The sequence below is a fragment of the Stenotrophomonas sp. CASM114 genome (genome assembly GCF_049384325.1).
Classification (GTDB): Bacteria; Pseudomonadota; Gammaproteobacteria; order Xanthomonadales; family Xanthomonadaceae; genus Stenotrophomonas; species Stenotrophomonas muris.
This window is the reverse complement of record NZ_JBMRGJ010000004.1, coordinates 223,599-250,175: the sequence shown is the minus strand read 5'-3', so window position 1 is coordinate 250,175 and position 26,577 is coordinate 223,599. Positions and strand designations below refer to the sequence as shown.

The following is a 26,577-nucleotide window of genomic DNA, read 5'->3' as shown; positions in this document are numbered from 1 at the left end:
AAAGCCTCCCTGGTGAAATTAGCGCTGTGGAACCACCCGATCCCATCCCGAACTCGGAAGTGAAACGCAGCTGCGCCGATGGTAGTGTGGCTCAAGCCATGCGAGAGTAGGTCATCGCCAGGGTTTATACCCAAAACCCCGCTGCTTGCGCAGCGGGGTTTTTCTTTGTGCGCAGAACATGCGGGTAGTGCCGGCCGCCGGCCGGCACCGCCATAGCTGCACACCGGCCGGTAGATGCACGCCATGCGTGGATATTCTCCGCGGGCAGCCCCAGCGCCAACCAGGGTTGGCGACTACCGAGGGCATGCGGGCGCACAGTAGATCCACGCCGTGTGTGGATGCGGCGCCAGCCAGGGTTGGTCGCTCCTCACGGCAGGTCCGGAAGCGGACTTTCCTGACCCATCACGCAAAAGCAGGCAAAAAAAAAAAAAGCGGCGCCCTGCGGGCGCCGTCTTGACCGGGATGGAACTGCAGGCCCGGATCAGGCGGCCCGCGAGACCTCGTGCGGTTCCTGCTGGCGGAACACCGATACCGCCTCGGTAAGCGTACCCGCCTGCGATTGCAGCTCGCGTGCGGCCGCGGTGGCTTCCTCCACAAGCGCGGCATTCTGCTGCGTCGCCTGGTCCATCTGCACCACGGTCTGGTTGATCTGCTCGATGCCGACCGACTGCTCCTGCGAGGCCGCCGAGATCTCGTGCATCAGGTGGCTGACATTCTCAACGCCCCCGACAATGCCCTGCATCCGCTGGCCCGCATCGGCCACCAGCTGGGCACCTTCGCCCACCTGGCGACCCGCCTCATCGATCAGTTTCTTGATTTCCTGTGCGGCGGCGGCGGAGCGCTGCGCCAGCACGCGCACCTCGCTGGCCACCACCGCGAAGCCACGGCCCTGCTCGCCGGCACGGGCGGCCTCCACTGCCGCGTTGAGCGCGAGGATATTGGTCTGGAAGGCGATGCCATCGATCACGCCAGTGATGTCGCCGATCCGCTTCGAGGCTCCCTCGATCGCCTGCATGGTGTCGACGACCCGCTGCATGGCGACGTTGCCGTCGCTGGCGGCGCTCTGGGTGGTGATCGCCAGCTGGCTCGCCTCGCGCGCATGGGCAGCGTTCTGGCGCACGGTGGCAGTCAGCTCTTCCATCGAAGCGGCGGTTTCCTGCAGGTGCGCTGCCTGGCGCTCGCTGCGCTCGGACAGCGCGCCATTGCCCGCAGCGATTTCGCTGGCAGCGGTGCTGATCGAGGACGCGCACTGCTGGATACGGCCCACCATGCGCGCCAGCTGGCCGGCGGTGGCGTTGGCATCGCGCTGGATCGCGGCAAAGGCGCCGTGATACTCGCCATGCATGCGTCGATCGAGATCGCCGCTGGCCAGCGCCGAGAGCATCTGCCGCACCTCGTCAACCGTACTGCCCAACGTATCCAGCAGCTGGTTGATGCCACCGGTGAGGCCATCGAGGAAGCTGGCACCTTCGGTTGCCTGCAGGCGCTGGTCGAGGTCGCCGGCGGCGGCGGCCGCGACGATGCCGGCGACGGCGTCCTCCAAGGCGAGCTCATGGGTACGGTCATGCCACTCCACGGCGAAGCCCAGGCGCAGGCCCTGTGCGTCGAAGACTGGAGTAACCACCTGTGCGAAGTGCACCGGGCCGATCTGTACCTTGCCGTTGTGGCTGACCTGCAGGCCATTGAGGATGGCGCGGATCCGGTCCGGGTTGGCGTGGAAGCGATGAATGCTGCTACCGACCAGGCGCTCGGCATCGAAATCGGGGAAGGCCTGGCGCAACGTTGCCTGCTGGTTGCGCAGCAGGGCCACCACCGAGCGGTTCACGTAGCGGATCACGTGATCGTTGTCGGCAATCATCATCGCGGTGCGCGAGGCATCGAGGGCCTGGCGGATCTGCGCGTTCTCGGCGTGTGCCTCCGCTTCGCGTCCACGCTGGGCCTGCACATGGCGTGCGGTGTCGGCCAGCGCATGGGCCAGCGAACCTGGTGCGTAGGCGGTGGTGTCAGCATGTGCACCAAGATCGGCGCCGGTGGCGATGTCGCGCGCCAGCGCGGCCAGCCGGCGGGGACCGTGGCCAAGTGCTTCGGTCTGCTGGCGGAGCCGCAGTGCGACCTGGCCAAGGAACAGGGTCAGGCCGGCCAGCATCGCGGCCTGCAGCAGCGCCGGCCCCACCGCAGCACCGGCCGGCAGCGGGGCCAGCAGTGCAAGCGTGCCGATGCTACCGGCCAGCCACACCGGCAGACGATCGCGATGGCCCAGCAGCACGCCCAGCAGCAGGGCGAACGGCAACGCCGGCGACAGGCCGGTGATCGCGGACAACAGGGCCAGCTGCAGCGCCACCAGGATTGCCAGGGCGTTGCGGGCGATGCCGCGGCCTGCCAGCGGACCGGCCAGCCACAAGGCGGGCAGCACAGCGCCCGCGGCCAACGCGGCGGCCACACCGTGCGGACCGCGCAGGGCCAGCACCAGCCCGGTCACGGCCAGTGCCGCGCTGCCGGTCAGCAGGCGGCGGTCAGCACCGCGGGCGAGCTGTTGCAGGTGCGACAGGCGGGCGGTATCGGGGGGACGGGCGGATGCAATGGACATCGGAGGCTCCTGGGTCAGCAGACGACAACGAGCACGCCGCAACGCACGCAGCAGGGCGTGACGAGGGCGGGTGCCGGGAATTCGAGGGATGCGGCGCGATCAGCGACGCGGAGACGGGACACCGCGGCCACATCCTGTGGGTGACGGTGCAGCAGAGCGGGCATGCGGACTTCCTTGCAGAACCAGACACATGCCGCAGGACCGACCGGGCCCGCGTGCAGCGGGCGCAGGGGCCCACAACTGATGTATCGGCCGCAAACGCGCGGAGTGAAGCGCGCGGACGCCTGCGCTCAGCCGGCGTTGTCGTTGCTGAAGAAGTGCAGGATCACGCCTGCGATCTGTTCCGGATCTTCCATGTGCAGGTGATGGTTGCCGGGAAATACTGCCAGCCGGCCATCCCGCAGGTGCTGCAGGCGATCGCTGCGCATCGGCTCGGGATAATACGACTGCGCCGGCGTGGCATAGATCACCTGTGTCGGGCAGGCGATGGCCTGCAGCAGGTTGTCGATCTGGCCCTCGCTGAGGCGGATCGCGGTGGGCAGCATCAGGCGCGGATCGCTGCACCAGCGATACCCGCCTTCGACCGGTTCCACGCCGCGCTCGACCAGCAGTCGTGCGCACGGTTCGCTGAGCTGGTTGGTCATCATCCGTGCGCGGATCGGCGCGGCCAGGTCGGGGAACACGCGCAGCTGCTTGCGCGCCAACGCACGGGTGGCGCTCACATGCTCGCGCAGGCGATGGGCGGTCTCTTCTTCGGGGCCGCGCAGGCCGCCGAGAGCTTCGATCGCCACCAGGCGCTCGACGCGGTCGCTGACCGAGGCGGTGAGGCTGGCGATGCCGGCGCCCATCGAATGGCCGAGCAGGCTGAAGCGGTCCCAGCCCAGGGCGTCGGCCACATCAAGCACGTGGCAGATCGCGGCCGCCGTGGTGTAGCTGGCACCGGCCGGCAGGTGCGCGCTGTGGCCATGGCCGGGCAGGTCGATCGCCACCAGCTGCAGCGACGCCAGGTGCGGCGCCAGCGGCACGAAGCTGGCGGCATTGTCGAGCCAGCCATGCAGGGCCAGCACGCGCGGGCCGTCGCCGCTGTTGCGCAGGCCGGCGACGCGGGTGCCGCCCACCTCGAGTTCAAAGGGTTGCAGACTCATGCCAGCGAGGCCACGGCCAGTCGTGCCAGGGCGCGCGCGTGTTCCGGTTCGGCATTGAGGCAGGGGATGTAGCGCATCGTCGCGCCACGTTCGGCCAGCGTTTCGGTGAAGCCCATCGCGACTTCTTCCAGCGTTTCCAGGCAATCGGTGGCGAAGCCGGGGCAGACCACGTCGATCTGCTTCACACCGGATTCGGCCAACGCCCACAGGCTCGGCTCAGCGTAAGGCTGCAGCCAGCGCTCGCGGCCGAAGCGCGACTGGTAACCCATCTGCCAGTCGTCCTTGCCCAGGCCCAGCGCGTTGGCGATGGCCTGCGCGCTGGCCTCGCAGCGCTGCGGATACGGATCACCCGCGTCGGCCAGGCGCTGCGGGATGCCGTGGAAGGAGAACATCAGTTTCTGGCTGCGGCCGTGCTGTTCCCAGTAGCGGCGGATCGAGCCGGCAACGGCCTCGACCCAGCCCGGGTCGACCGAGTAGTCGCGTACCAGACTGACGGTCACGCCCGGGTTGCGCCGCTGCCAGGCGTCGACGCGGTCCTCGACCGAGGCGGTGGTGGTGGTGGAGTACTGCGGGTACAGCGGCAGCACCACGATGCGGCGTGCGCCTTCGGCGGCGAGGCGGTCGAGCTCGTGGGCCAGGGCCGGTTCGCCATAGCGCATTGCGTGGCGCACTTTCAGGGTTGGCAGCAGGGCCTGCATCGCCTGCGCCAGCTGCCGGGTATGGACCATCAGCGGTGAGCCATCCGGCAGCCAGACCTGGGCGTACTTGGCCGCCGAACGGCTGCTGCGCAGCGGCAGGATCAGTCCGCGCAGCAGCGGCTGCCACAGCAGTGGCGGGATCGCGACCACGCGGCGGTCGGACAGGAATTCGGCCAGATAACGGCGTACGGCGGGGGCCGTCGGCGTATCGGGCGTGCCTAGGTTGACCGCCAGCACGGCGGTATCGGGTGCGTCGAGCATGGGGTGCATTGTCGCCGATCCGGTGTCGCACCGGGATGCAGGGTTCGGATTGCAGGCATAGCGGGCATCTATGTGAGCGGGGAGCGCTCATTGGCGATTCATGACAACACTACTAATTTCAGTCACTTGCTATATCTTCCTATGGACTGACTTCTGGAGCCTGCCATGCGTCGCCCGATCCAAGCCCTGCTGATCGCCGCCAGCCTGCTGTCCAGCCAGGCCATGGCCGGACCGCAGGAAGACCAGCGCGCCCGCAATGCCGTGCGCGTGCTGGCGGAGATCCAGGAAATCCCTGAACAGGGAATTCCGGACAAGTTGCTCGACGAAGGCCGCGCGGTCATCGTCATTCCCGACACGATCAAGGCCGGCCTGGTCATTGGCGGTCGTCGCGGCCACGGGCTGATGTCGGTGCGCATGCCCAATGGCGCCTGGTCCAGCCCGGTATTCGTCAAGCTGACCGGTGGCAGCATCGGCTTCCAGGCCGGCGTCCAGTCTTCCGACGTAGTGCTGGTGTTCCGCAACGACCGCAGCCTGGACAACCTGGTCAATGGCAAGTTCACGCTTGGCGCCGATGCCGGCGTTGCCGCCGGTCCGGTCGGCCGCAATGCCGCCGCCGCCACCGACGGCCAGCTGAAGGCCGAGATCTGGTCGTGGTCGCGCGCGCGCGGCCTGTTCGCCGGTGTTGCGCTGGATGGCGCGGTGCTGCAGATCGACGATGCCGCCAACCTTGACGCCTACGGCAGCAACACCACGCCGCGCATGATCTTCGAAGGTCGCGCCGTCGGTTCGCCGTCGATGGACGTGGTCGCCTTCCGTGATCGTCTGGAAGAGGCCACCTACGCCGCCCGCAACAACCGCAACGGCAACGGTGGCAATGCGCCGCGCCCGGCGCCGGCCCCGGCTGCCGCCCCTGTGCCTGCGCCTGTTCAGGCAGCACCGGCGGCCCCGGCCGAAGCCACCACCGCGCCGCTGCAGAACGTTCCGCAGAACCCGCCGCCGCAGCAGCAGGGCTTCCAGCCGGTCAACGACGGCGAAATCCGCACGGAAACGCTGGGCGGAAACTGACTTTCGTCACGCGCGCCGGCTAACAGCCGGTGCGCTATGCTCGACAGCCTGATCACTAACGTAACGAGCGTCTTTATGGGCAGTTTCAGCATCTGGCATTGGTTGGTCGTGCTGGCCATCGTCCTGCTGGTGTTCGGCACCAAGCGCCTGACCAGTGGCGCCAAGGACCTCGGTTCGGCGGTCAAGGAATTCAAGAAGGGCATGCGCGACGACGACAAGCCGAACGCGCAGCTGGGCGACGAGTCGCGCAGCCAGGACGCCTCGCGCACCGCGCAGGACGAGCACGACCGCACCCCTCGCTGATCCGGAGCGGTCGCGGTGTTTGATATCGGCTTCAGCGAACTGCTGGTGATCGCCGTGGTCGCCCTGGTGGTGCTCGGTCCCGAGCGCCTGCCCAAGGCGGCCCGCTTTGCCGGCCTGTGGGTGCGTCGCGCCCGCAATCAATGGGATTCGGTGAAACAGGAACTGGAGCGCGAACTGCAGGCCGAGGAGATCAAGCGGCAGATGCAGGACGTTCGCCAGGGCATGCAGGACACCGAGAACCAGCTGCGTGCCAGCGGCGAAGCGATCCGTCGCGAAGCGCAGGAGGCGCAGCAGCAGGGCGATACGCTGGCGCAGGAGGTACGCGCACCGGCGCCTGCGGATCTGCCGCCGCATATGAGCGGCCTGACCCGTGCCGATGCACCGGTACAGGAGGGCGTCGCTCCCGAGCCGACGCCGGCGACACCCCCTGAAGCCGGTGCGCCGCCGCCGCCGCGCACGGAGCGCCAGCCATGAGTGAACAGGATTTCGGCGAGAGCTCGCTGGTCGAACATCTGGTGGAACTGCGCGGCCGCCTGGTGCGCGCATTGCTGGGCCTGGGCGTGGTGCTGCTGGCGCTGCTGCCGTTCACCCAGAAGCTGTACAACGCGTTGGCCGAGCCGCTGGTCTCGCAGCTGCCGAACGGGCAGACGATGATTGCCACCAATCCGGCCGGCGCCTTCTTCGCGCCGTTGAAGCTGACCTTCTTCGTTGCCCTGTTCGTGGCGGTGCCGTGGCTGCTGTACCAGCTGTGGGCCTTCGTCGCGCCTGGCCTGTATGCGCGCGAGAAGCGCCTGGCGGTGCCGCTGCTGGTGTCCTCGGTGCTGCTGTTCTACACCGGCTGTGCCTTTGCCTACTTCCTGGTGCTGCCGGCGGTGTTCCACTTCCTCACCACCTTCAGCCCGGACGTGATTGCGATCACCCCGGATGCAAATGCCTACCTGGATTTCGTGCTGGCGATCTTCTTCGCCTTCGGCGGCAGCTTCGAACTGCCGGTGGCGATGGTGATCCTGGTGCTGCTGGGCTGGGTGACGCCGCAGCAGTTCAAGGAAGGCCGCGGCTACGCGATCGTCGGCATCTTCGTGCTGGCGGCGGTGCTGACCCCGCCGGACGTGGTTTCACAGCTGATGCTGGCGATCCCGATGTGCCTGCTCTATGAGCTGGGCATCCACGCCGCACGCTGGCTGGTGCCGTCGTCGGCAGTCAAGAAGCCCGCCGCCTGAAAGAAAAAAGGGGACGGAGGGGATTAAGTCGTTTATGCCCAGTGTGTGCAGCTAACGACTTAATCCCCTCCGTCCCCTTTTTTCATCAGGCGTGGAAGATGTCGCTCGAGGTCGGCGTGGTCGGGATCGGCGGTGCGGCGCGGCTGCCACGGTGCACGAACATCTGCTTCCACGCGGCGTAGACCGCGCCGACATACAGCGGCATCAGCACCGTGGTCAGCACCAGCTGGGCGATGAAGGCGGCGGCCAGCGGGCCGCCGATCAGCATCGCGATCTGGATCACGATCACGAACAGGATGTAGATGCAGAACGCGGCGATCAGGCCGAGCACGGCGAACACGATCATTGCGCCGATGTTCTCGATGCAGCCCTGCAGGCTCAGGCGCAGCGCGTGCATGCCGCTCTGCTTGTCGAACACCACCAGCGCCGGCTGGGTGAACATTGCCAGCGACAGTGCGACCGCGCTCAGGAACACCAGCAGCATCCACAGTGCGATGCGCTTGGCCGGCAGGTTGGCCACCAGCGCCGCGGCATCGTCCGGCTTGATCTGCTGGCCACTGCGGCTGATCTCTTCCATCTTGGTCATGACCTCGCTGAAGGCGGTGAAGCCTTCGCGGCCGATCATCAGGAACAGCAGCGCGCCCAGCAGCAGCACCGCCAGCACCTGGATCGCCAGCGGCACCAGCAGGTGGCTGACGCGGTGGTCGCGGATCGGCTGCAGCAGGTGCGAGGCCAGGCCCGGGCGACCTTCGTCGATCTCACCCACGGCGTACAGCATGCCGCCGAACATGATCGGCGAGATGGCCAGGGTCATCAGCTGTACGGCCATGCCGGCGGCGCCGGGAATCAGCGTCGACAAAAGGGTGACCACCCAGCTCACCAGCAGCCAGGTCAGACCGATCCGGGCCAGCTGCAGCGGCGCACGCCGATACAGCGAGAACGTATCCAGCAACCACTGGGCGCCCGCCGAGGCCGGCAGCTTGCGAATCTCTTTCATGGACATCCGGGAAGGACAGGAGGGGGCCGGGCGCTTGCCCGTGCCGCCGATTATCCCTGTTTTGCCGCCGGCTGGGCTGAAGACAGCCGCGCCTGGCGAACGAAGCGGCGCAGCAGCTGGCGCGCCAGCGGTGCGGCGCTGACCGCGCGCTCGATGCTGCGGGCACAGCCGCCATGGCGGCCGATGCAGTCGGCGCGGGCACGCACGTAGCCGCGCATGTGGTGGGTGGCGAACTCGGGGTGGAACTGCACGCCCCAGGCCTGGCGCCCCCAGCGGAAGGCATGGCAGCCATCCAGCGGCGAGCGTGCCAGTACTTCGGCACCGTCAGGCGCGCGCAACACGGTCTGCAGGTGGGTGGCGTGGGCGGCGAAGTGCTGCGGCAGGCCCTGGAACAGCGGGTCCTGCGCGGCCTGCGGCTGCAGCTCCAGTTCGATCGTGCCCGACTCGCGCCCGGCCGGGTTGTAGGCCACCTCGCCACCCAGCGCGTGCGCCAGCAGCTGGTGCCCGTAGCAGATACCGAACACGGGCAAGTCGTCGTGGGCGGCCTGGCGCAGCCATGCGGCACTGCGCTCACTCCATTCGGCGTGGTCGGTGACGAAGGCGGCCGAGCCGGTCACCAGCACGCCGGCGAAGGCATGCGGGTCGGGCAGGGCATCCCCGTGTTCGACATCGACCACCACCGTCTCGTGCTCTTCCAGCCCGGCGGCCACCCGGATCCAGTGCGGGAAGCGCCCGTAGCGGCGCAGCGATGGCACCGGTCGGCCGGTTTCAAGGATCAGGAACGGGGCTGGGTTCATCCGGGGGCGGCAGGACTGACAGGACTTCCTCGATTGTAGTCAGCCCCTGCGCCACCTTTTCAAGCCCGGCCTGGCGCAGGGTTCGCAGCCCTTCAGCCCGCGCGGCACGGGTGAAACCGGCCAGATCCATGTCGGCGCGGATCTGCCCACGCAGCCGCGAGCCCAATGGCAGCAACTCATACAGGCCGATGCGGCCGAGGAATCCGGTGCGCCGGCACTCCAGGCAACCAACCGGCCGACAGGGCGTGGCGGCATCTGGATATGCAGCTTGGCTATCAGCCAGCACCGCCCAGTCGGCAGCACCAAGGGTGTGCGGCTGCTTGCAGTGCGGGCACAGGGTGCGCACCAGGCGCTGGGCGAGGATGCCGTTGAGGGTGCTGGCCAGCAGGTAGTGCGGCACGCCCAGGTCGAGCAGGCGGGTGACCGCCGACGGCGCGTCGTTGGTATGCAGCGTGGACAGCACCAGATGGCCGGTCAGCGAGGCCTGCACCGCCATCTGCGCGGTTTCCAGATCGCGGATCTCGCCGATCATGATGATGTCCGGGTCCTGCCGCAGCAGGGTGCGCACGCCGCTGGCGAAGTCCAGGTCGATGTTGGCCTGCACCTGCATCTGGTTGAACTCGGGCGCGATCATCTCGATCGGGTCCTCCACGGTGCACACGTTCACGTCCGGCGTGGCCAGCCGCTTCAGCGTGGAATACAGGGTGGTGGTCTTGCCTGAGCCGGTCGGGCCGGTGACCAGCACGATGCCGTGCGGGCGTTCGACCAGTGCATTCCAGCCGGCGGCCTCCTGCGGACTGAAACCCAGCTGGTCGATGCTCTTGAAGGCGGCATCCGGGTCGAAGATGCGCATCACGCACTTTTCGCCGAAGGCGGTGGGCATGGTCGACAGGCGCATCTCGACCTCGCGGCCGCCCGGCGAGCGGGTCTTGATGCGGCCGTCCTGCGGGCGTCGGCGTTCGGCCAGGTCCATGCGGCCCAGCACCTTGATGCGGCTGACCACGGCGGTCATCACCGCCGGGGGCACCTCGAAGACCTTGTGCAGCACGCCATCGATGCGGAAGCGCATGCGCCCCATCTCGCGGCGCGGTTCCAGGTGGATGTCCGAGGCGCGCTGTTCGTAGGCATATTGCAGCAGCCAGTCGACGATGTGCACGATGTGCTGGTCGTCGGCATTGACGTCGCCGGTACGGCCCAGCTCGACCAGCTGCTCGAAGCTGGGCAGGGTGGTGCTGGCTTCGCCGCGGACATCGCCGCGCGCGCCACGCACCGAGCGGGTCACCCCGTAGAACTCCATGGTGTAGCGGTGCAGGTCGAGCGGATTGACCACCGCCAGCTCGATGCTGCGGCGGGTCAGGTGCTGCAGGTCGCGGCGCCACTCCTGCACCAGCGGCTCGCTGGTGGCCACCAGCACCCGTTCGGCATCCACCGCCAGCGGCAGGAAGCGGTGGCGGCGGGCGTAGGCATGGGAGACCAGCGCGGTGACCGCAGCGACGTCGACCCGGGTCGGATCGATGCGCAGGTAGCGGCTGCCGGTGCGCCGGGCCAGCCATTCGGTCAGGCGTTCCAGGGTCAGTTCGCCACCGTCGCGGGCGGCCAGCTTGAGGTTGGACAGCAACACCAGCGGGTGCACTTCACTGGCGTTGCGCGCGCCCTGTGCGGAAAACCGCATGCGCTCGACGTCGTGCTCGGCCACCAGGCCATCGGCCAGCAGCGCTGCGCAGACCTGTTCGAAATGCAGGCGGCCCCACGGCAGCGGGATGTCGCCTGGCTCGCCGGGCGTGCCCACCGGCAGCCGATGTTCCATCTGCCTGCTCCTCCCGGGTACGGAATGCCCCGCAGGTCGGCCGTTATACTAACGCACCCCCTTGCCGGCCAAGACTCGTACGCATGTCCGCGACCCCGACCGTTCCGATCACCTTCCAGGGCCTGATCCAGACCCTGAACCAGTTCTGGGCCCAGCAGGGCTGCGTGCTCATCCAGCCGCTCGACCTGGAGGTGGGCGCCGGTACCTTCCACCCGGCCACCTTCCTGCGTGCGATCGGTCCGGAACGCTGGAACGCGGCCTACGTGCAGCCCTCGCGCCGCCCGACCGATGGCCGCTACGGCGAGAACCCGAACCGCCTGCAGCGCTACTACCAGTACCAGGTGGCGATGAAGCCGGCGCCGGACAACATCCAGCAGCTGTACCTGGATTCGCTGAAGGCGCTGGGCATCGACCCGCTGGTGCACGACCTGCGTTTCGTCGAGGACAACTGGGAATCGCCGACGCTGGGCGCCTGGGGCCTGGGCTGGGAAGTCTGGCTCAACGGCATGGAAGTGACCCAGTTCACCTACTTCCAGCAGGCCGGTGGCCTGGAGTGCCGCCCGGTGCTGGGCGAGATCACCTACGGTCTCGAACGCCTGTGCATGTACCTGCAGAACTGCGACAACGTCTACGACCTGGTCTGGACCTACGGCCCGGACGGGCAACCGGTGACCTATGGCGACGTCTACCACCAGAACGAAGTCGAGCAGAGCACCTACAACTTCGAATACGCCGACGTGGACGAAATGTTCCACCGCTTCGATGCCTGCGAGCGTGAAGCGCAGAAGCTGGTCGAGGTGGGCCTGCCGCTGCCGGCCTACGAGCAGGTGATGAAGGCCAGCCACACCTTCAACCTGCTCGATGCACGCCGCGCGATCAGCGTGACCGAGCGCCAGCGCTACATCCTGCGCGTGCGCGCGCTGGCCCAGGCGGTGGCCAAGGCGTACTACGAGCAGCGCGAGAAGCTGGGCTTCCCGGGCGCGAAGAAGGCCTGACGGGCCGTCGGCACCCACCCGCTTTTCATCAACTACCCGGGGCGCCGGACGCGTCGCGCGCTGCGCCCCCACCACAGGATCGAACCGATGAGCCAACTGTCCCCCCTGCTGATCGAACTGGGCACCGAGGAGCTGCCGGTCAAGGCGCTGCCGGGCCTGGCCCAGGCGTTCTTCGACGGTGTTGTCGAAGGCCTGCGCACGCGCGGCGTCGCGCTGGAACTGGGTGATGCACGCCCGCTGTCGACCCCGCGCCGCCTGGCCGTGCTGCTGCCGGGCGTGGGCCTGGAACAGCCGGAACAGCACAGCGAAGTGCTGGGCCCGTACCTGAACATCGCACTGGACGCCGAAGGCCAGCCGACCAAGGCGTTGCAGGGCTTCGCCGCCAAGGCCGGGATCGACTGGACCGCGCTGGAGAAGACCACCGACAACAAGGGTGAGCGCTTCGTGCACCGCGCGGTGACCCCGGGCGCACGCACCGCCAGCCTGCTGCCGGAGATCCTGCGCGAGGCGATTGCAGCGATGCCGATTCCCAAGCCGATGCGCTGGGGCGACCACACCTGGGGCTTTGCCCGCCCGGCGCACTGGCTGGTGCTGCTGCACGGTACCGAGGTGGTGGAGGCCGAACTGTTCGGCCTGGAGGCCGGCCGTGTCAGCCGTGGCCATCGCTTCCACCACGACCAGCCCGTGTCGCTGGCCCAGCCGCAGGACTATGTTGAAGCCCTGCGCGCCGCCTTCGTGCTGGTCGACCCGCACGAGCGCCGTGCGCGCATCGTCGCCGAGGTCGAGGCCGCCGCGGCCAGGGCCGGTGGCAGCGCCCGCATCACCGACGACAACCTGGAGCAGGTGGTGAACCTGGTCGAGTGGCCGTCGGCGGTGCTGTGCAGCTTCGAACGTGCGTTCCTGGCAGTGCCGCAGGAAGCGCTGATCGAAACGATGGAGATCAACCAGAAGTTCTTCCCGGTGCTGGATGCCGCAGGCACGCTGACCGAGAAGTTCATCGGCATCGCCAACATCGAATCGAAGGACGTGGCCGAAGTGGCCAAGGGCTACGAGCGGGTGATCCGCCCGCGCTTCGCCGACGCCAAGTTCTTCTTCGACGAGGACCTGAAGCAGGGCCTGGCGTCGATGGGCGACGGCCTGAAGACGGTGACCTACCAGGCCAAGCTGGGCAGCGTGGCCGACAAGGTGGCGCGCGTGGCCGCCCTGGCCGAAGTGATCGCACCCCAGGTGGGTGCCGATGCCGTGCAGGCCAGGCGGGCTGCCGAATTGGCCAAGAACGACCTGCAGTCGCGCATGGTCAACGAGTTCCCGGAGCTGCAGGGCATCGCCGGCCGCCACTACGCCGTGGCCGGTGGCGAATCGACCGAGGTGGCGCTGGCCATCGACGAGGCCTACCAGCCGCGCTTCGGCGGTGATGACATCGCGCTGTCGCCGCTGGGCAAGGTGCTGGCCATCGCCGAACGCGTCGACACGCTGGCCGGTGGTTTCGCCGCGGGCCTGAAGCCGACCGGCAACAAGGACCCGTTCGCGCTGCGCCGCAATGCGCTGGGCCTGGCCCGCACGATCATCGAAAGCGGCTTCGAGCTGGACCTGCGCGCGCTGCTGGCCAGCGCCAACGCCGGCCTGGCCGCGCGCAACGTGCAGGCCGATGTCGGCGAGCTGTACGACTTCATTCTCGACCGCCTGAAGGGCTATTACGGCGACAAGGGCGTGCCGGCCACGCACTTCAACGCGGTGGCCGAACTGAAGCCGGCCTCGCTGTACGACTTCGACCGCCGCCTGGATGCGATCGGCACCTTCGCCGCACTGCCGGAAGCCGAAGCACTGGCTGCGGCCAACAAGCGCATCCGCAACATCCTGCGCAAGGCCGAGGGCGACATTCCGGCGCAGATCGACCCGGCGCTGCTGCAGGAAGACGCCGAGCGCGCGCTGGCCGAAGCGGTCACCGCCGCCATCGACGACACCGGCGCCAGCCTGCACCAGAAGGACTACGTGGCCGTGCTGGCACGCCTGGCGCGCCTGCGCCCGCAGGTCGACGCGTTCTTCGACGGGGTGATGGTCAATGCGGACGATCTGGCGCTGCGTGGCAACCGCCTGGCGCTGCTGACGATGCTGGGCGAGCGCCTGGGCAAGGTCGCGGCGATCGAGCATCTGTCGAGCTGATGCCCGTATCGGTAGTGCCGGCCGCTGGCCGGCATTACCCCGCGCACCGCATCGCCGGTGGATGTCCATCGGGGTCATTGCCGGCATCGCGCACGATGCCGGCATCCTCGCCTGCATTCACGATGATCGCCACAAAGGTGCGTATTTTGACCGCCACTTAACAACCGATCCCGAATGACGTGATGCATTTCGCATCGTCACCTTCGGTCGGTATGCTGTCCCGCATGCAGCCAAAGAAATACGCCCTGCCGCTGATGGTCCTGTCGTTGGCCGCCACTTCCGTGGTCCACGCGCGCGGCACCATCGACAAGGTGGACATCAAGGGATTGGACAAGGGCGACGACGCCGCAATCATCGAGAACATCCAGGAATCGCTGTCGCTGTACGACACGATCGGCAAGGAACAGGGCGAATCGCGCCTGGAATACCTGCTGTCACAGGCCGAGCGGCAGACCCGCCAGGCACTGGAACCGTTCGGGTACTACAACCCGGTGATCAAGGTCGAGGCACCGCGCGAGGACGAACACGTGCGCGTGCTGATCCATGTCGACAAGGGCACCCCGGTGACCGTGCGCCGCGAGCACATCGACATCACCGGCCCGGCGATGTACGACCAGTACCTGCAGGATGACCTGGCCGCCTTCAAGCCGCGCAAGGGCCAGCGCTTCGAGCACACCCAGTACGAAGCCAGCAAGATCACCATCACCCGGCGCCTGGCCGAGCGCGGCTACTTCGACGCCGACTACACCCAGCGCCAGGTGCAGATCACCCGCGCCGACAACGCCGCCGACATCGACCTGACCTGGGACAGCGGCCGCCGCTACAACATGGGCCCGGTGCGCTTCCAGCAGGACTACTTCGTCGACAAGCTGTTCGATCCACTGGTCTACTGGGACCAGGGCAGCTACTACCACGAGGGCAAGCTGGACCGGCTGCGCGAGTCGCTGACCAAGCTGGACTACTTCAGCGTGATCGACATCCAGCCGCGCCCGGACCAGGCCGACGAGAACGGCGAAGTGCCGGTGGACGTGAAGCTGACGCGCGCCAAGCGCACCATCTATACCGCCGGCCTGAGCTACGGCAGCGAGAGCGGCCCGGGTGTACGCGGTGGCATCGAGCGGCGCTTCCTGAACAACCGCGGCCACAAGATGAACACGCAGCTGGACTATGCGCAGAAGCGCAAGAGTCTGGTGACCAGTTACCGCATCCCCGCCTTCAACTGGCTTGACGGCTGGTACACCTTCGCCGCCAGTGCGTATGACGAGCAGACCGATTACATCGACCTGCGCAACTTCAAGCTGATCGCCAGCCGCAGCGGCGAGATCAACGAACACTGGACCGCGATCGCCTCGATCAACGCACTGCGCGAGCGTTGGCGCTATGCCTCCGGCACTGAATTCACCGATGCCGTCTACAACACCTCGACGCTGGTGTACCCGCAGATGGTTGCCGACTACGTCAACGTCGACGACGAGATGTTCCCGCGCAAGGGCATCAGCGGTACTGCGACAATGCGCGCCGGCGTTGAAGGTGCCGGCTCGGACACCAGCTTCGTGCAGGCCAACGCCGTGCTGCGCTGGTACATCCCGGTGGGTGAAAGCAACCGCCTGATCCTGCGCGGTGAGGGGGGTACCACCTGGACCAGCGATCTGGTGGCGATGCCGCCGAGCCTGCGCTACTTCGCGGGCGGTGACCGCAGCATCCGCGGTTACGCCTACCGCGAAGTCGGCCCGCGCACACCCAAACCCGACAAATACGCGCTGGGCGCCAAGAACCTGGTGATCGGCTCGGCCGAGTACGAGCACTACTTCAATGGCGGCCCGTGGGGCGCGGCGGTGTTCGTCGATACCGGCAGCGCATTCGACAACACCATTGATCTGCACACCGGCGTCGGCTTCGGCGTGCGCTGGAAATCGCCGGTGGGCCCGGTGCGCGTGGATATCGCGCATGGCCTGAACAACCCGGATTCGCAGTTCCAGCTTTACCTCAACATCGGAGCGGACCTGTGAGCACGCCCGCACCCACCCCGAACACGCCGCCGCCGCGCGTGCGCTTCTACCGACGCCGCCGCTTCTGGGCGTGGTCCGGCGTCGGCGTGATCGGCGTGGTGCTGCTGGCCCTGCTGGCGGTGTACTGGCTGCTGCAGACCGTGGCCGGCCGCGATGTGCTGCTGGCCCAGGTGGTGGCGCGGCTGCCGGTGGGCGCCAGCTTCACCTGGGACAAGGTGGAAGGCCCGGTAGCCGGTCCGCTGACCCTGTACAACGTCGACTTCCGCTACGACGACATCCATTTCCACGCCGAGCGCGCGCACCTGGAGCCGGACCTGCGCCCGCTGCTGGGCCGCAAGCTGCTGCTGGACAAGCTGGAGCTGACCAACGCCACGCTGAACCTGGCCAAGAGTGACGAGCCGTTCAAGCTGCCGTCGTGGCCCGATTCGCTGCCGCAGATCGAAATGCCGCTGGCGATCCAGGCCGATGCCATTGCCATCGACGGCTTCCGCATCAGCCAGGCCAACGAGCCGGTGATCGACATCAGCCGTGTGCGTGGTGGCATCGAGATCGCCAATGGCGAGTTCCAGGCGCACAAACTGGTGGTGGACAGCGACATGGGCAATTTCACCGCCCAGGGCCGCTACATCCCGGCCAAGGACTACGACACCGACGTGACCGTCACCGCAGTGTTGCCGGCCCCGCGTGGGCGTACCGCAGCGACGGTGGGGCTGGTGGCACGCGGTGACCTGTCGCACATGGAAGTGGCCGTAGCCGGGCGCGCGCCGAAGCCGCTGCACGCGATGCTGGTGTTCGATGGCCGCACCGACCCGAGCTGGAGCGCCAGCATCCGCAGCGACGAGCTGGATCTGGCGCTGTTGTCGCCAGCATTGGCGAGCTCGGCGATTGCGCCGTTGTCGCTGGACTTCACCGCCGCCGGCAAGGGCGGCAATGCCAATCTGCGCGGCAGGGTGAAGCAGGGCGACCAGGAGCTGGAACTGGCACCGTCGGTGGTGTCGCTGCAGGACCAGGTGCTGAAGGTCTCACCGCTGCTGGTGAAGGGCCTCGGTGGCGAAGCGCGGCTGGAAGGCACCGCCGACTTCAGCCAGGAAGACCAGCAGAAACTCAATTTCTCGGTGGTCGCACGCGATCTGACCTACGTGCCGGCACCCGACCCGAACACGGCTGGCAGCGCACCGGTGCCGGTCACCCTGAAGGAAGCGCGCTTCGGCCTGGCCGGTACCTTGAAGGCGTGGGCGGCGATCGGCCGTGCCGAGATCGAACGCGAGGCGCAGAAGGCGCAGCTGCAGTTCGACGTACGCGGCAATGACCAGGCCGCGTCGATCCACCAGCTGCAGGCGCAGACGCCGGGTGGGCAGCTGCAGGTGGAAGGCCAGGTGGCCTGGGCGCCGCAGCTGGACTGGGACGCCAAGGCCACGCTGAAGGACTTCGACCCCGGCTATTTCGTGCCGGGCTGGAACGGCCGCCTGTCGGGCAACCTGGCCTCCAAGGGCCGTCAGCTGCCGCCGCCGGCCAATGCCGCACCGGGCACGGCCGGCACGCTGGAAGCCACCGTCGACCTGCCGTCGCTGAAGGGCATCCTGCGCCAGCGCAACCTTGATGCACAGGGCAAGTTCGCGCTGCAGGGCGCGCAGGGCCAGGGTGACCTGAAGCTGTCGCTGGGCAGCAGCCGGGTGACCGCGTCGGGCAAGGTCGGCGACCGCCTCGACATCGATGCACGTTTCGAACCGCTGCAGCTGAGTGACCTGCTGCCGGGCGCCGACGGCGGCCTGCGCGGCCAGGTGCAGGTGAAGGGGCCGCGCGATGCGCCGGACATCACCGCCGACCTGGTCGGCAATAACCTCAACTGGGAGGGCTACGGCGCCGAGAGCGTGAGCATCAAGGGCCACCTGCCGTGGCGCGGCGACAGCGGCACGCTGGCGGTGCAGGGCCAGCAGGTCAACGCCGGCATGCTGCTGGAGCGCTTGAACGTGGATGCGCAGGGCAGTGTGTCCAACCTGCGCCTGGCTGCGCAGACCCGCAATGAGATGGGCGCGATCGAGCTGCAGGGCAGCGTGCGCCAGCAGGGGGCGCAGTGGCGTGGCGAGCTGGCCTCGCTGCGCATCGCACCGGTGAAGGGTGATGCGTGGTCGCTGCGTGCACCGGCGGCGTTCGCGATCAACGGCAGCACCTACACCCTGTCCGAAGCCTGCCTGGCCGCCGCCAGCAGCGGTGCGCTGTGCGCACAGGCCAACTGGCCGCGCGAAGGCCTGGTGGTGCGCAGTGACGCGCTGCCGCTGGCGCTGGTGCAGCCGTGGCTGCCGCCGCAGTCCGGCCGCCGCATCTACCTGCGCGGCGACGTCAGCCTGGACGCGCAGATCCGCCCGCGCGGCGCGGCCTGGGAAGGCCATGTGGAAGTGCGCTCGAAGGAAGGCGGCGTGCGCCTAGGCGAGAACCGCAACACCGTGGGCGATACCACCCGCGGCGAGCTGGTGCGCTATGACCAGTTCTCGCTGAAGCTCGACATGACCCCGGCCAGCATCAAGGGCTACCTGGGCATGGGCTTCCAGGGCAATGGCTTCGTCGACGCGAAGATGCAGACCGGCTGGGAAGCCAGCGCACCGCTGAACGGTGAGCTCTACCTCAACATGTCGCGGCTGTACTGGCTGGAGCTGTTCTCGCCGGACATCGTGCGCCCGACCGGCCTGATCGAAGGCCACGTCAGCCTGCGCGGTACGCGCGGGCAGCCGTCGCTGGGCGGCGACGCGCAGCTGAGCAACTTCAAGGGCGAATTCCCCGCGCTTGGCCTGACCTTCGACCAGGGCAAGGGCAGCTTCGTGGCCCAGCCCGACGGCTCGGCCAAGATCACCGCGCAGGCCAACTCGGGCCAGGGCACGCTGTATGTCGACGGCGGCCTGTCGTGGTTCGGTGATGCACAGCCGCTGCAGCTGAAGATCCACGGCGAGAACGTGCTGCTGTCCAACACCAGCGAGCTGCGCATCGTCGCCAACCCCAACCTCGACTTCACGTTGGCCAAGGCAGCGATGGAGCTGCGTGGCACCGTGCACGTGCCCGAGGCCGACATCGACCTGGAGCGCCTGGACCGTGGCACCTCGGTGTCCGAAGACGTGGTGGTGCTGGACCCGGCCGATCCGGAAGAGTCGCGCACCTCGCCGCTGGACATGGACCTGACGGTCAGCCTCGGCGACAAGGTGAAGATGACCGGGTTCGGCCTGAAGGGCGCGCTGACCGGCAAGATGCAGGTCTGGGCCAAGCCCGGCCGTGAAATGACCGCCAATGGCGGCCTGGAAGTGAGCGGCCGCTACAAGGCGTATGGGCAGGACCTGACCATCACCCGCGGCAACCTCACCTGGAACTACAACGCGGTGTCCGACCCGCGCATCAACATCCGCGCCGAGCGCCGGATCGGTGATGTCACCGCCGGCATCGACGTGACCGGGCGTGCGCAGCAGCCGCGCGCGGACGTGTGGTCCGATCCGGCAATGTCGCAGTCCGAGGCACTGGCCTATCTGGTGCTGGGACGCAGCCTGACCGGTGCCAGCAGCGACCAGGCGCAGCAGGTCAACGCGGCCTCGGCGGCGCTCTCGGCGGGCAGCGGCCTGCTGGCTTCGCAGCTGGGCGCCAAGCTGGGCCTGGACGACGCCGGCGTGAGCCAGTCGCGCGCGCTGGGCGGCTCGGTGATCGGTGTCGGCAAGTACATCTCGCCCAAGCTGTACGTCGGCTACGGCGTGTCGCTGGTCGGTGCCGGTTCGGTGATCACGCTGAAGTACCTGCTGCGCCGCGGGTTCGACGTGGAAGTGGAGTCGAGCACCGTGGAAAACCGCGGGTCGATCAACTGGCGGCGGGAGAAATAACCCGCTGCCCCTCAACCACCCTCTGTGTTGGGATCGGTCTGGCTGACAACGGCGAAGGAGGGGGCTGGCCTGCGCGGACGAGGCCCGTGCGTGAGCATGCCGTGCCCATCTAGCGCCGACGGTGGCTCGACGGGCGCTGGCGCGGACGCCGTCCGCGATGGGGTGCCTCCAACGAAAGGCGTCAGCATGAGGACGCCAGACACGATGACCACCGAGGCATGAATTGCCACGTGTTTCATGCTGGACGTGCTGATCGCGATAGGGCGAGCGGCATCACCGAGCAATGCCAGCGCCGCCAGAACGGCCAGCACGACGAGAGCGCCCAGCAGGCAGCGGACAATGGCCACCTGCATCTTCATGAGATTGAAGTGCCCGGGTTGGGATACCGCCATCCAGAAGGCGACCTGATCCGTGTCCAGTGGCGCCAGCGTGTCACGGACACCATGCACTCCCAGACGCTGCATCGTTTGCCGCATGATGCCAGCACGCCCGGGCACGCTGGCCGACAGCAGCGATTGCAGCCAGTGCCACGGTCGGGTCAAGCGTTCCATGCGGGCATGGGCCTCGGTTACGGACACCCGGTCATGCGGTTGGTCCAGGGCTGCGGTGAGGGCCGTGTGGTTGCGCGGCTGCAGCTGCCAGCGGCGATGCAGCAGGTTGCGCCGTGCGCGGACCCGGTAGGGATCGATATCAGCCCGGATCTCATCCCAGCAGAAGTATCGACCCAGCAGATCGAAGTTGGACTCGCACAGCGGCTGGCCCTGGTGCAGCAGCTGCTGCAGTACCACGTCACCGATACGCGGCCTGTCGGCCAATGACCACAGCTCCGGGCGATGGGCCAGCCAGTGCTCGAAGCTGGCCGGGTCGGCGTCGCCGGCGGTGTTGATCAGCAGGCGCGCAAACCGGGGCAGGTTCAATGATGGCTCCACCACATCGTCCGGCATGTCGGTGTCGGGCGTGCATGGATGATGCAGCACCGGCATGTGGTCCATCGGCGAATGGCTGTCGTACGGCGCCGGTGGGCCGGGTGGGCTGTTGTCTGCAGGTGGCGTCGACAGCGCTTCTGCACTGCTTTCCTCCTGCCATTGCGTGCGGCTGCGTGCCCACAGCAGGGCCTGCTGGTAAGCCTCGTGCAGCGCCTGGAATGCCACCGGGTCTTCGTCCGGGCGTGCCGCGCGCAGTCTCTGCGCGTAGGCGCGCTTGATCGCCTTTTCGTCGGCGCTGGCGTCGAGCCCGAGAGCGTCCAGTGCCCGGTTCACACGGTGTTTCCAGAAGCAGGTGGAGGCAGGTCGATCGACAGGCGACGGCACCTGTCACGCAGGAACCAGGTGGTCCATAGCAGCAGGACCAGGGCGCAGCCCACTTCGGGGACGAACATGCCGATGCCCGGTCCAATCAGGTTGCGCGGCCGGAATCCCCGGCCATCCTCGCGCCGGATCCAGCGTGCCGTCGCCAGAGCAAGGCCAGGGAACAGCAGCAACGTACCTTCCAGCCGCAGATCCAGGCCATGGACCAGGATCAGGCTGGCGAGGGCGATCAGCGGCGCTGGCAACGCCAGTAGCCATCCCCAGCGCGAAGGGGGCAGATCCAGCGTCAGCTGGCGCAGCGCCCAACGGACATGGACCCACAGAGCGCCGGCCAGGGCGAGCAGGACCCCGAGCAGCACGCCGCCTATGCCGAGCGCGGCGGCGGTGCGCAGGTCACGCTGGGCAAGACTCATGAGAGTCGAGCCACCGGCAATCGCGAGCGTCAGGGCAGCCAACAGGCCGCCCCGCAGCGCATTGACCTGGCAACGCCAGCGGTTGGGACGGGAAACGTCGGCAAGGCTGCGCCAGAACTGCACCTGCTGCCGATCCCAGGCGGCGGGCAATGGCTCCTGGCCGCCGCGCTCCAGCGCATCCAGCAGCGCGTTGACCTCAATGATGTGCTCGGGCAGCTGCGCCTGCCAGAGGGATCGTCGCGCGTGCCATGGCTGCGACAGGTAGCGCAGGCAACGCGCAAGGGTGACCCTCCCCAGCCGCAGGCTGCCCTCCTCCTCCAGCAGCGCCGACAGCTCCGCCGCATTGCCGGATTCGGCAGCCCAGCGCCGATGACCGCGCGACTGGATCGATGCCAGCCTGTCCGGGTCCACGCCGTCGTGTACATCATCCCAGCCAAAGCAGCGTGCCAGCAGACCCATGTTGGCTGCGCTGACGCTGTTGTGACTGCGTGCCAGTTCATCCAGCAGCGCGTCGCCCACCAATGGCTTGTAGCGCAGCGACCACAGCACCGGCGTGGCCTCCAGCCAGGGGCCGAAGTCTTCAGGGGAAGACAGATGGGCCATGCGCAGGATCGTGTGCGCATGGCCCGATACGTGGACCGCTCCCTCCAGTTCCGCCACTGGTGCCGTGCGCAGCAGCACAGGCGTGCCGCGAGGTGGCCATGGAGGCGAGTACGAACGCGTTTCGGGCGGCGCCCATGCCACGTCTGCGTCGGGCGGCCAGGGTGCGATGTCGGTTGCATGCTCCGCCGGTTCGTCTTCGTCCGCGATATCGGCCAGCGCTTCCTGGCGGACCCAGTCCAATGCCGCCTGATAGGCCTCATGCAGGTGCTGGAAGGCGATGGGATCCTCTTCGGGTCGAGTCACCCGCAGGCGCTTTGCATAGGCGCGCTTGACCGCGCGCTCGTCAGCCGTTTGGTCCAGCTCCAGGACGTGCAGTGCCCAGCTCATGCATCGCGCTCGAGGGCGTCGAGTGCCTCGTCCAGCTGACGGCGATGACGCTCGACGGCAACGGCATCCTGGCTCTCCAGCACATGGCGGAAGCTGCTCAGCCACGACTGCAACTGTTCACGGTGATGGATGCGTTCCTCGTACAGGCGCTCGGTGCGGGCGATCACCGCGAGGTTGGGCTGGGCGTCACGCGGGTGGATCTTCAGCGCTTCCAGCGCGCGCAGGCGCTGCTGGATCTCTTCGGGTGACAGCAGCCCGGGATTCTGTTCCAGGATGAGCTCGTGGCGCCTGCCGGTGGCATCCTCGGTGACTTCGACCTGCAGCAGCCCGTTCACGTCGTAGGTGAAGCGGGCGGTGACGCTGCGTTCCTGCATCGGGACAGAATGGGTCAGCGGCACGGTCAGCTCACCGAGCTTGATGTTGCGATCCACCGTCGGGCTCTCGCCCTGGAACACGTCGATGCGGATGGCACTTTGCCGCTCGTGCAGCGGGTAGAAGCGATCCTCGCGGCTGACCGGCACCACGCTGTTGCGCTGGATGATCGGGTGGAAATAGCCGCTGCGCTCGCCACCGGCAGCATCCTGGCGGGACACCTGCGTGCCGAGCGTGTAGGGGCAGACATCGGTCAGCACGACTTCGCGCAGGGATTCGTCGCGCGCCTTCAATCCCGCTGCAACGGCGGCACCCAAGGCAATCGCCTGGTCCGGATGGACATGGCGCAGCGGCAGCCGGCCGAACATGCGGGTCGCAAGCCTGCTGACCATCGGCATGCGTACCGCACCGCCGACCAGGATGATGTCGTCCAGGGCCTCGGGCTTGAGCCGGGCGTCGCGGATCGCGCGCTCGATGGGCGCGCGCATGCGCAGCAGCAGTGGCTCGCAGAGCTGGGCGTAGCGAGCTTCATCCAGCTGCCACTGGCGTTCGCTGCCGGCCAGGGGCAACTGCAGGCTGGCAGTGCCGCTCTGGCTGAGTTCGCGCTTGAACAGTTCCAGCCGACGCAGCAGCTGCGCCTGCTCGGCAGCGGACAGGTCGCTGGCGGACGTGCCCTGGTCGGCGTGGAAGGCCTGCACGAGTACCTGCAGGAAATCCTCGCCGCCCAGGAAATTGTCGCCGGCGCTGGCATGCACTTCGACCACGCCATCGAACAGTTCCAGGATGGAGACGTCGAAGGTGCCGCCGCCCAGGTCCAGCACCAGCACGCGGCCTTCGCCGTCACGCTCCTGCAGACCATAGGCCAGCGCAGCGGCCGTGGGTTCATTGATCAGGCGCTCGACGCGGATGCCGGCCAGTTCGCCGGCGGCCCGGGTGGCCTTGCGCTGGGCGTCGGAGAAGTAGGCCGGCACGCTGATCACCGCTTCCTCCACCTTGTGGCCCAGGGCGGCTTCGGCGTCGGCCAGCAGCGAGCGCAGCACCATGGCCGAGAGCTCCTCGGGACGGAAACTGCGCTCACCCAGCCGGGTCTCACGGTCGCTGCCCATCCAGCGCTTGAAATGGGCCACGGTCTGCTGCGGATGGCTGACCAGGCGGTCACGGGCCGGCTGGCCGACCAGTACGGCACCATCGACGAGGCTGACCACCGAAGGGGTCAACAGCTCGCCATGGGCATTGGGGAACAGCTGCGGCCCTGCTGCCGTGTGCCTGCCGATGAGGGAATGGGTGGTGCCAAGATCGATGCCGACGATCATCTGCGAACGTCCGATGTGCAGAAAACGGCAATTCTAGGAGCGCGGCGCAGGCCTGACTATCGGGCGTTGCCCGACAGCGCCCCACGGGCTATGGTCCCGGGCTGTTCTGTCGTACCGGATTGCCTCATGTCATCACGCAAAGCCCTTCCCACCGCCCTGGCCCTGGGCCTGACCCTCGCCACCGGCGCCCACGCCGATGAAGGCATGTGGATGCCGACGCAGCTGCCGGACCTGGCCCAACCGCTGCAGGCCGCTGGCTTCAAGGGCAATCCGGCCGACCTGGCCAACGTCACCGCGCCGCCGCTGAGCGCCGTGGTGCGCGCCGGTGGTGGCACCGGTTCGTTCGTGTCCGCCGACGGCCTGCTGCTGACCAACCACCACGTGGCGATGGGCGTGATCCAGTACAACAGCTCGCCCGAGCACGACCTGATCGCTGGTGGCTTCATCGCCAGGGACCGTGCCGACGAGCGCCCGGCCAACCCGGACTTCCGCGTGCTGGTCACCGTCGGCTTCGACAAGGTGACCGACCAGGTGCTGGCGCAGGCTCGTGGCAAGACCGGCCGTGCCTACTTCGATGCCGTGGATGCAGCCAGCAAGCAGATCGTGGCCGAGTGCGAGAAGGACGGCAGCGTGCGCTGCTCGGTGGCCAACATGTACTACGGCACCGATTTCTACCGCATTGCCCAGCTGGAACTGAGCGACGTGCGCCTGGTGTATGCGCCGCCGCGTGCGATCGGCAACTACGGCGATGAGATCGACAACTTCATGTGGCCCCGCCACACCGGCGACTTCACCCTGCTGCGCGCCTACGTGGGCAAGGACGGCAAGCCGGCCGCCTACAGCAAGGACAACGTGCCCTACCAGGCGCCGGCACACCTGCAGATGTCGGTGGAAGGCCCGAAGGAAGGCGATTACGCGATGCTGGCCGGTTACCCGGGCATCACCTACCGCCACCGCACCGCGGCCGAATTCGCCGGCCAGATCGATACCGTGCTGCCGCGCCGCGTATCGGTGTTCCAGCAGATGATCGACACCATCGAGGCCGCCAGCGCCAAGGACGCGCAGGCGCGTACCCGCTACGCCTCGCAGCTGCAGTCGCTGAAGAACAACCGCAAGCGTGCCGCCGGTGAGCTGGAAGGCCTGCTGCGCAGCGACGCCAAGGCACAGCGTGCGGTCGACGAGACGGCCATGCTGGCTGCCACCGACCGCAGGTACCAGGGCGACATCAAGGCGCTGCTGGCCAACCTGTCGCAGGGTGCGGCGGTGGGCGAGCGTGACCTGCTGCTGGAGCAGATGGCCGCGCAGAGCCAGCTGCTGCGCTCGGCGCTGCTGCTGGAACGCCTGCGCATCGAATCGGCCAAGCCGGACGCGCAGCGCGAGAGCGGCTACCAGCAGCGCGACCAGGCGATGATCGAAGGGGTGCTCAAGCAGGTCCAGCGCCGTTACGCGCCGGAGGTCGAGAAGGCCCTGCTGACCACCCTGCTGACCCGCTACCAGCAGCTGCCGGACGCGCAGCGCGTGGCCGAGTTCGACGCGGCCTTTGGTCGTACCCCACAGCAGCTGGCCAAGGCGCTGGACACCCTGTATGCCGGCACCCAGCTGGGTGAGGAAGCGCAGCGCCTGTCGCGCTTTGCCGCCGCACGCGAAGGCAAGGCACTGGCCGCCGATCCGCTGATCACCGTGGCCGGCCCGCTGGTGGCCGCGCAGCTGCGCATCGAGAACGAGAGCAAGACCCGCGAAGGCGAGCAGCTGCGCCTGCGCCCGGCGTACATGCAGGCGCTGTTCGCCTGGCGTGCCAGGCAGGGCCGCGCGGTGTACCCGGATGCCAACCGCACCCTGCGCATCAGCTACGGCAAGGTCGAGGCGCTGCACCCGCGCGATGGCGTGACCTACTCGCCGGTGACCACCGTGGCCGGCATCGTCGAGAAGAACACCAACGCCTACCCGTTCGATGCACCCAAGCCGCTGCTGGCCGCCATCGCCAAGGGTGACTTCGGCAGCACCGCCGATCCGGCACTGAAGACCCAGACGGTCAACTTCCTGACCAACCTGGACACCACGGGCGGCAACTCCGGCTCGCCGGTGCTCAACGCCAGGGGCGAACTGATCGGCCTGAACTTCGACAGCAACTGGGAGTCGGTCAGCGCCAGCTGGTGGTTCGACCCGCGCTACAAGCGCGCCGTGCACGTGGACATGCGCTACCTGCGCTGGCTGCTGGCCAAGGTCTACCCGGCGCCCGAGCTGCTGAAGGAAATGGGCGTGCCGGCCCAATAACGCCGGT

At 67.9% G+C, this 26,577-nt stretch carries 18 protein-coding genes and 1 rRNA gene; 10 read left to right on the top strand and 9 right to left on the bottom strand.

Annotated elements, in window-relative coordinates; all coding sequences use genetic code 11:
* The first annotated feature begins 8 nt into the window (after positions 1-8).
* Positions 9-123 (top strand): 5S ribosomal RNA (gene rrf / locus VG566_RS07120).
* A gap of 358 nt (positions 124-481) precedes the next feature.
* On the opposite strand, the gene VG566_RS07115 is transcribed toward rrf, so the two are convergent.
* From VG566_RS07115 to hemH, 3 genes are all read right to left on the bottom strand, one after another.
* Positions 482-2,587: a methyl-accepting chemotaxis protein gene (locus VG566_RS07115; protein WP_423172601.1), complete on the bottom strand. Its 2,106-nt coding sequence runs from the start codon at positions 2,585-2,587 to the stop codon at positions 482-484.
* 290 nt (positions 2,588-2,877) lie between these two features.
* On the bottom strand, positions 2,878-3,732 hold the full coding sequence (locus VG566_RS07110; RefSeq protein WP_046433313.1) for an alpha/beta fold hydrolase: 855 nt from the start codon (positions 3,730-3,732) through the stop codon (positions 2,878-2,880).
* On the bottom strand, positions 3,729-4,691 hold the full coding sequence (hemH, locus tag VG566_RS07105) for a ferrochelatase (protein ID WP_046433311.1): 963 nt from the start codon (positions 4,689-4,691) through the stop codon (positions 3,729-3,731). Before hemH ends, VG566_RS07110 begins: the two co-directional genes overlap by 4 nt.
* Positions 4,692-4,856: 165 nt before the next feature.
* Here hemH and VG566_RS07100 point away from each other — a divergent pair, with 165 nt between their 5' ends.
* The 4 genes from VG566_RS07100 to tatC all read left to right on the top strand — a co-directional run bounded on the left by VG566_RS07100 (position 4,857) and on the right by tatC (position 7,279).
* Positions 4,857-5,756, top strand: coding sequence for a lipid-binding SYLF domain-containing protein (locus VG566_RS07100; RefSeq protein ID WP_046433307.1), 900 nt, complete (start codon positions 4,857-4,859; stop codon positions 5,754-5,756).
* Positions 5,757-5,831: 75 nt separating this feature from the next.
* Entirely contained in the window at positions 5,832-6,059 is a 228-nt protein-coding gene (tatA, locus tag VG566_RS07095) for a Sec-independent protein translocase subunit TatA (protein ID WP_014648907.1), read from the top strand.
* Positions 6,060-6,074: 15 nt separating this feature from the next.
* Positions 6,075-6,533, top strand: coding sequence for a Sec-independent protein translocase protein TatB (gene tatB, locus VG566_RS07090; protein ID WP_032957854.1), 459 nt, complete (start codon positions 6,075-6,077; stop codon positions 6,531-6,533).
* A complete protein-coding gene (tatC, locus tag VG566_RS07085) occupies positions 6,530-7,279 on the top strand; it encodes a twin-arginine translocase subunit TatC (RefSeq protein WP_005420449.1) in 750 nt (249 codons plus the stop codon). Before tatB ends, tatC begins: the two co-directional genes overlap by 4 nt.
* A gap of 85 nt (positions 7,280-7,364) precedes the next feature.
* Here tatC and VG566_RS07080 read toward each other — a convergent pair whose 3' ends face one another.
* The 3 genes from VG566_RS07080 to VG566_RS07070 are packed head-to-tail and all read right to left on the bottom strand — an operon-like array spanning position 7,365 to position 10,880.
* Positions 7,365-8,276, bottom strand: a complete 912-nt coding sequence (locus VG566_RS07080) for a BPSS1780 family membrane protein (protein ID WP_014648905.1) — start codon at positions 8,274-8,276, stop codon at positions 7,365-7,367.
* A gap of 50 nt (positions 8,277-8,326) precedes the next feature.
* Positions 8,327-9,073 (bottom strand): glutamine amidotransferase, encoded by a 747-nt coding sequence (locus tag VG566_RS07075; protein WP_014648904.1) that lies wholly within the window; start codon positions 9,071-9,073, stop codon positions 8,327-8,329.
* Positions 9,045-10,880 (bottom strand): GspE/PulE family protein, encoded by a 1,836-nt coding sequence (locus VG566_RS07070; protein ID WP_014648903.1) that lies wholly within the window; start codon positions 10,878-10,880, stop codon positions 9,045-9,047. Before VG566_RS07070 ends, VG566_RS07075 begins: the two co-directional genes overlap by 29 nt.
* Before the next feature lie 83 nt (positions 10,881-10,963).
* Between VG566_RS07070 and glyQ the strand changes: the two genes are divergently transcribed.
* The 4 genes from glyQ (at position 10,964) to VG566_RS07050 (ending at position 19,901) form a co-directional block, all read left to right on the top strand.
* On the top strand, positions 10,964-11,875 hold the full coding sequence (glyQ, locus tag VG566_RS07065; protein ID WP_014648902.1) for a glycine--tRNA ligase subunit alpha: 912 nt from the start codon (positions 10,964-10,966) through the stop codon (positions 11,873-11,875).
* Between the two features lie 87 nt (positions 11,876-11,962).
* Positions 11,963-14,038, top strand: a complete 2,076-nt coding sequence (glyS, locus tag VG566_RS07060) for a glycine--tRNA ligase subunit beta (protein WP_241884681.1) — start codon at positions 11,963-11,965, stop codon at positions 14,036-14,038.
* Between the two features lie 212 nt (positions 14,039-14,250).
* Complete coding sequence (locus VG566_RS07055; protein ID WP_041863976.1) at positions 14,251-16,047, top strand: autotransporter assembly complex protein TamA; 1,797 nt, start codon at positions 14,251-14,253, stop codon at positions 16,045-16,047.
* Positions 16,044-19,901: a translocation/assembly module TamB domain-containing protein gene (locus VG566_RS07050; RefSeq protein ID WP_241884680.1), complete on the top strand. Its 3,858-nt coding sequence runs from the start codon at positions 16,044-16,046 to the stop codon at positions 19,899-19,901. The genes VG566_RS07055 and VG566_RS07050 overlap by 4 nt, the downstream gene beginning before the upstream one ends.
* An 11-nt stretch (positions 19,902-19,912) precedes the next feature.
* On the opposite strand, the gene VG566_RS07045 is transcribed toward VG566_RS07050, so the two are convergent.
* From VG566_RS07045 to VG566_RS07035, 3 genes are read right to left on the bottom strand one after another with little or no spacing between them, the layout of a single operon-like run.
* Positions 19,913-21,160: a J domain-containing protein gene (locus VG566_RS07045; RefSeq protein ID WP_241884679.1), complete on the bottom strand. Its 1,248-nt coding sequence runs from the start codon at positions 21,158-21,160 to the stop codon at positions 19,913-19,915.
* On the bottom strand, positions 21,157-22,611 hold the full coding sequence (locus tag VG566_RS07040; RefSeq protein WP_241884678.1) for a heat-shock protein: 1,455 nt from the start codon (positions 22,609-22,611) through the stop codon (positions 21,157-21,159). Before VG566_RS07040 ends, VG566_RS07045 begins: the two co-directional genes overlap by 4 nt.
* Positions 22,608-24,296 carry a molecular chaperone HscC gene (locus tag VG566_RS07035; protein ID WP_046433293.1) on the bottom strand — a complete coding sequence of 563 codons (1,689 nt, stop codon included), beginning with the start codon at positions 24,294-24,296 and terminating at the stop codon, positions 22,608-22,610. The genes VG566_RS07040 and VG566_RS07035 overlap by 4 nt, the downstream gene beginning before the upstream one ends.
* 126 nt (positions 24,297-24,422) lie before the next feature.
* Between VG566_RS07035 and VG566_RS07030 the strand changes: the two genes are divergently transcribed.
* On the top strand, positions 24,423-26,570 hold the full coding sequence (locus tag VG566_RS07030; RefSeq protein WP_241884677.1) for a S46 family peptidase: 2,148 nt from the start codon (positions 24,423-24,425) through the stop codon (positions 26,568-26,570).
* Positions 26,571-26,577 lie beyond the last annotated feature (7 nt).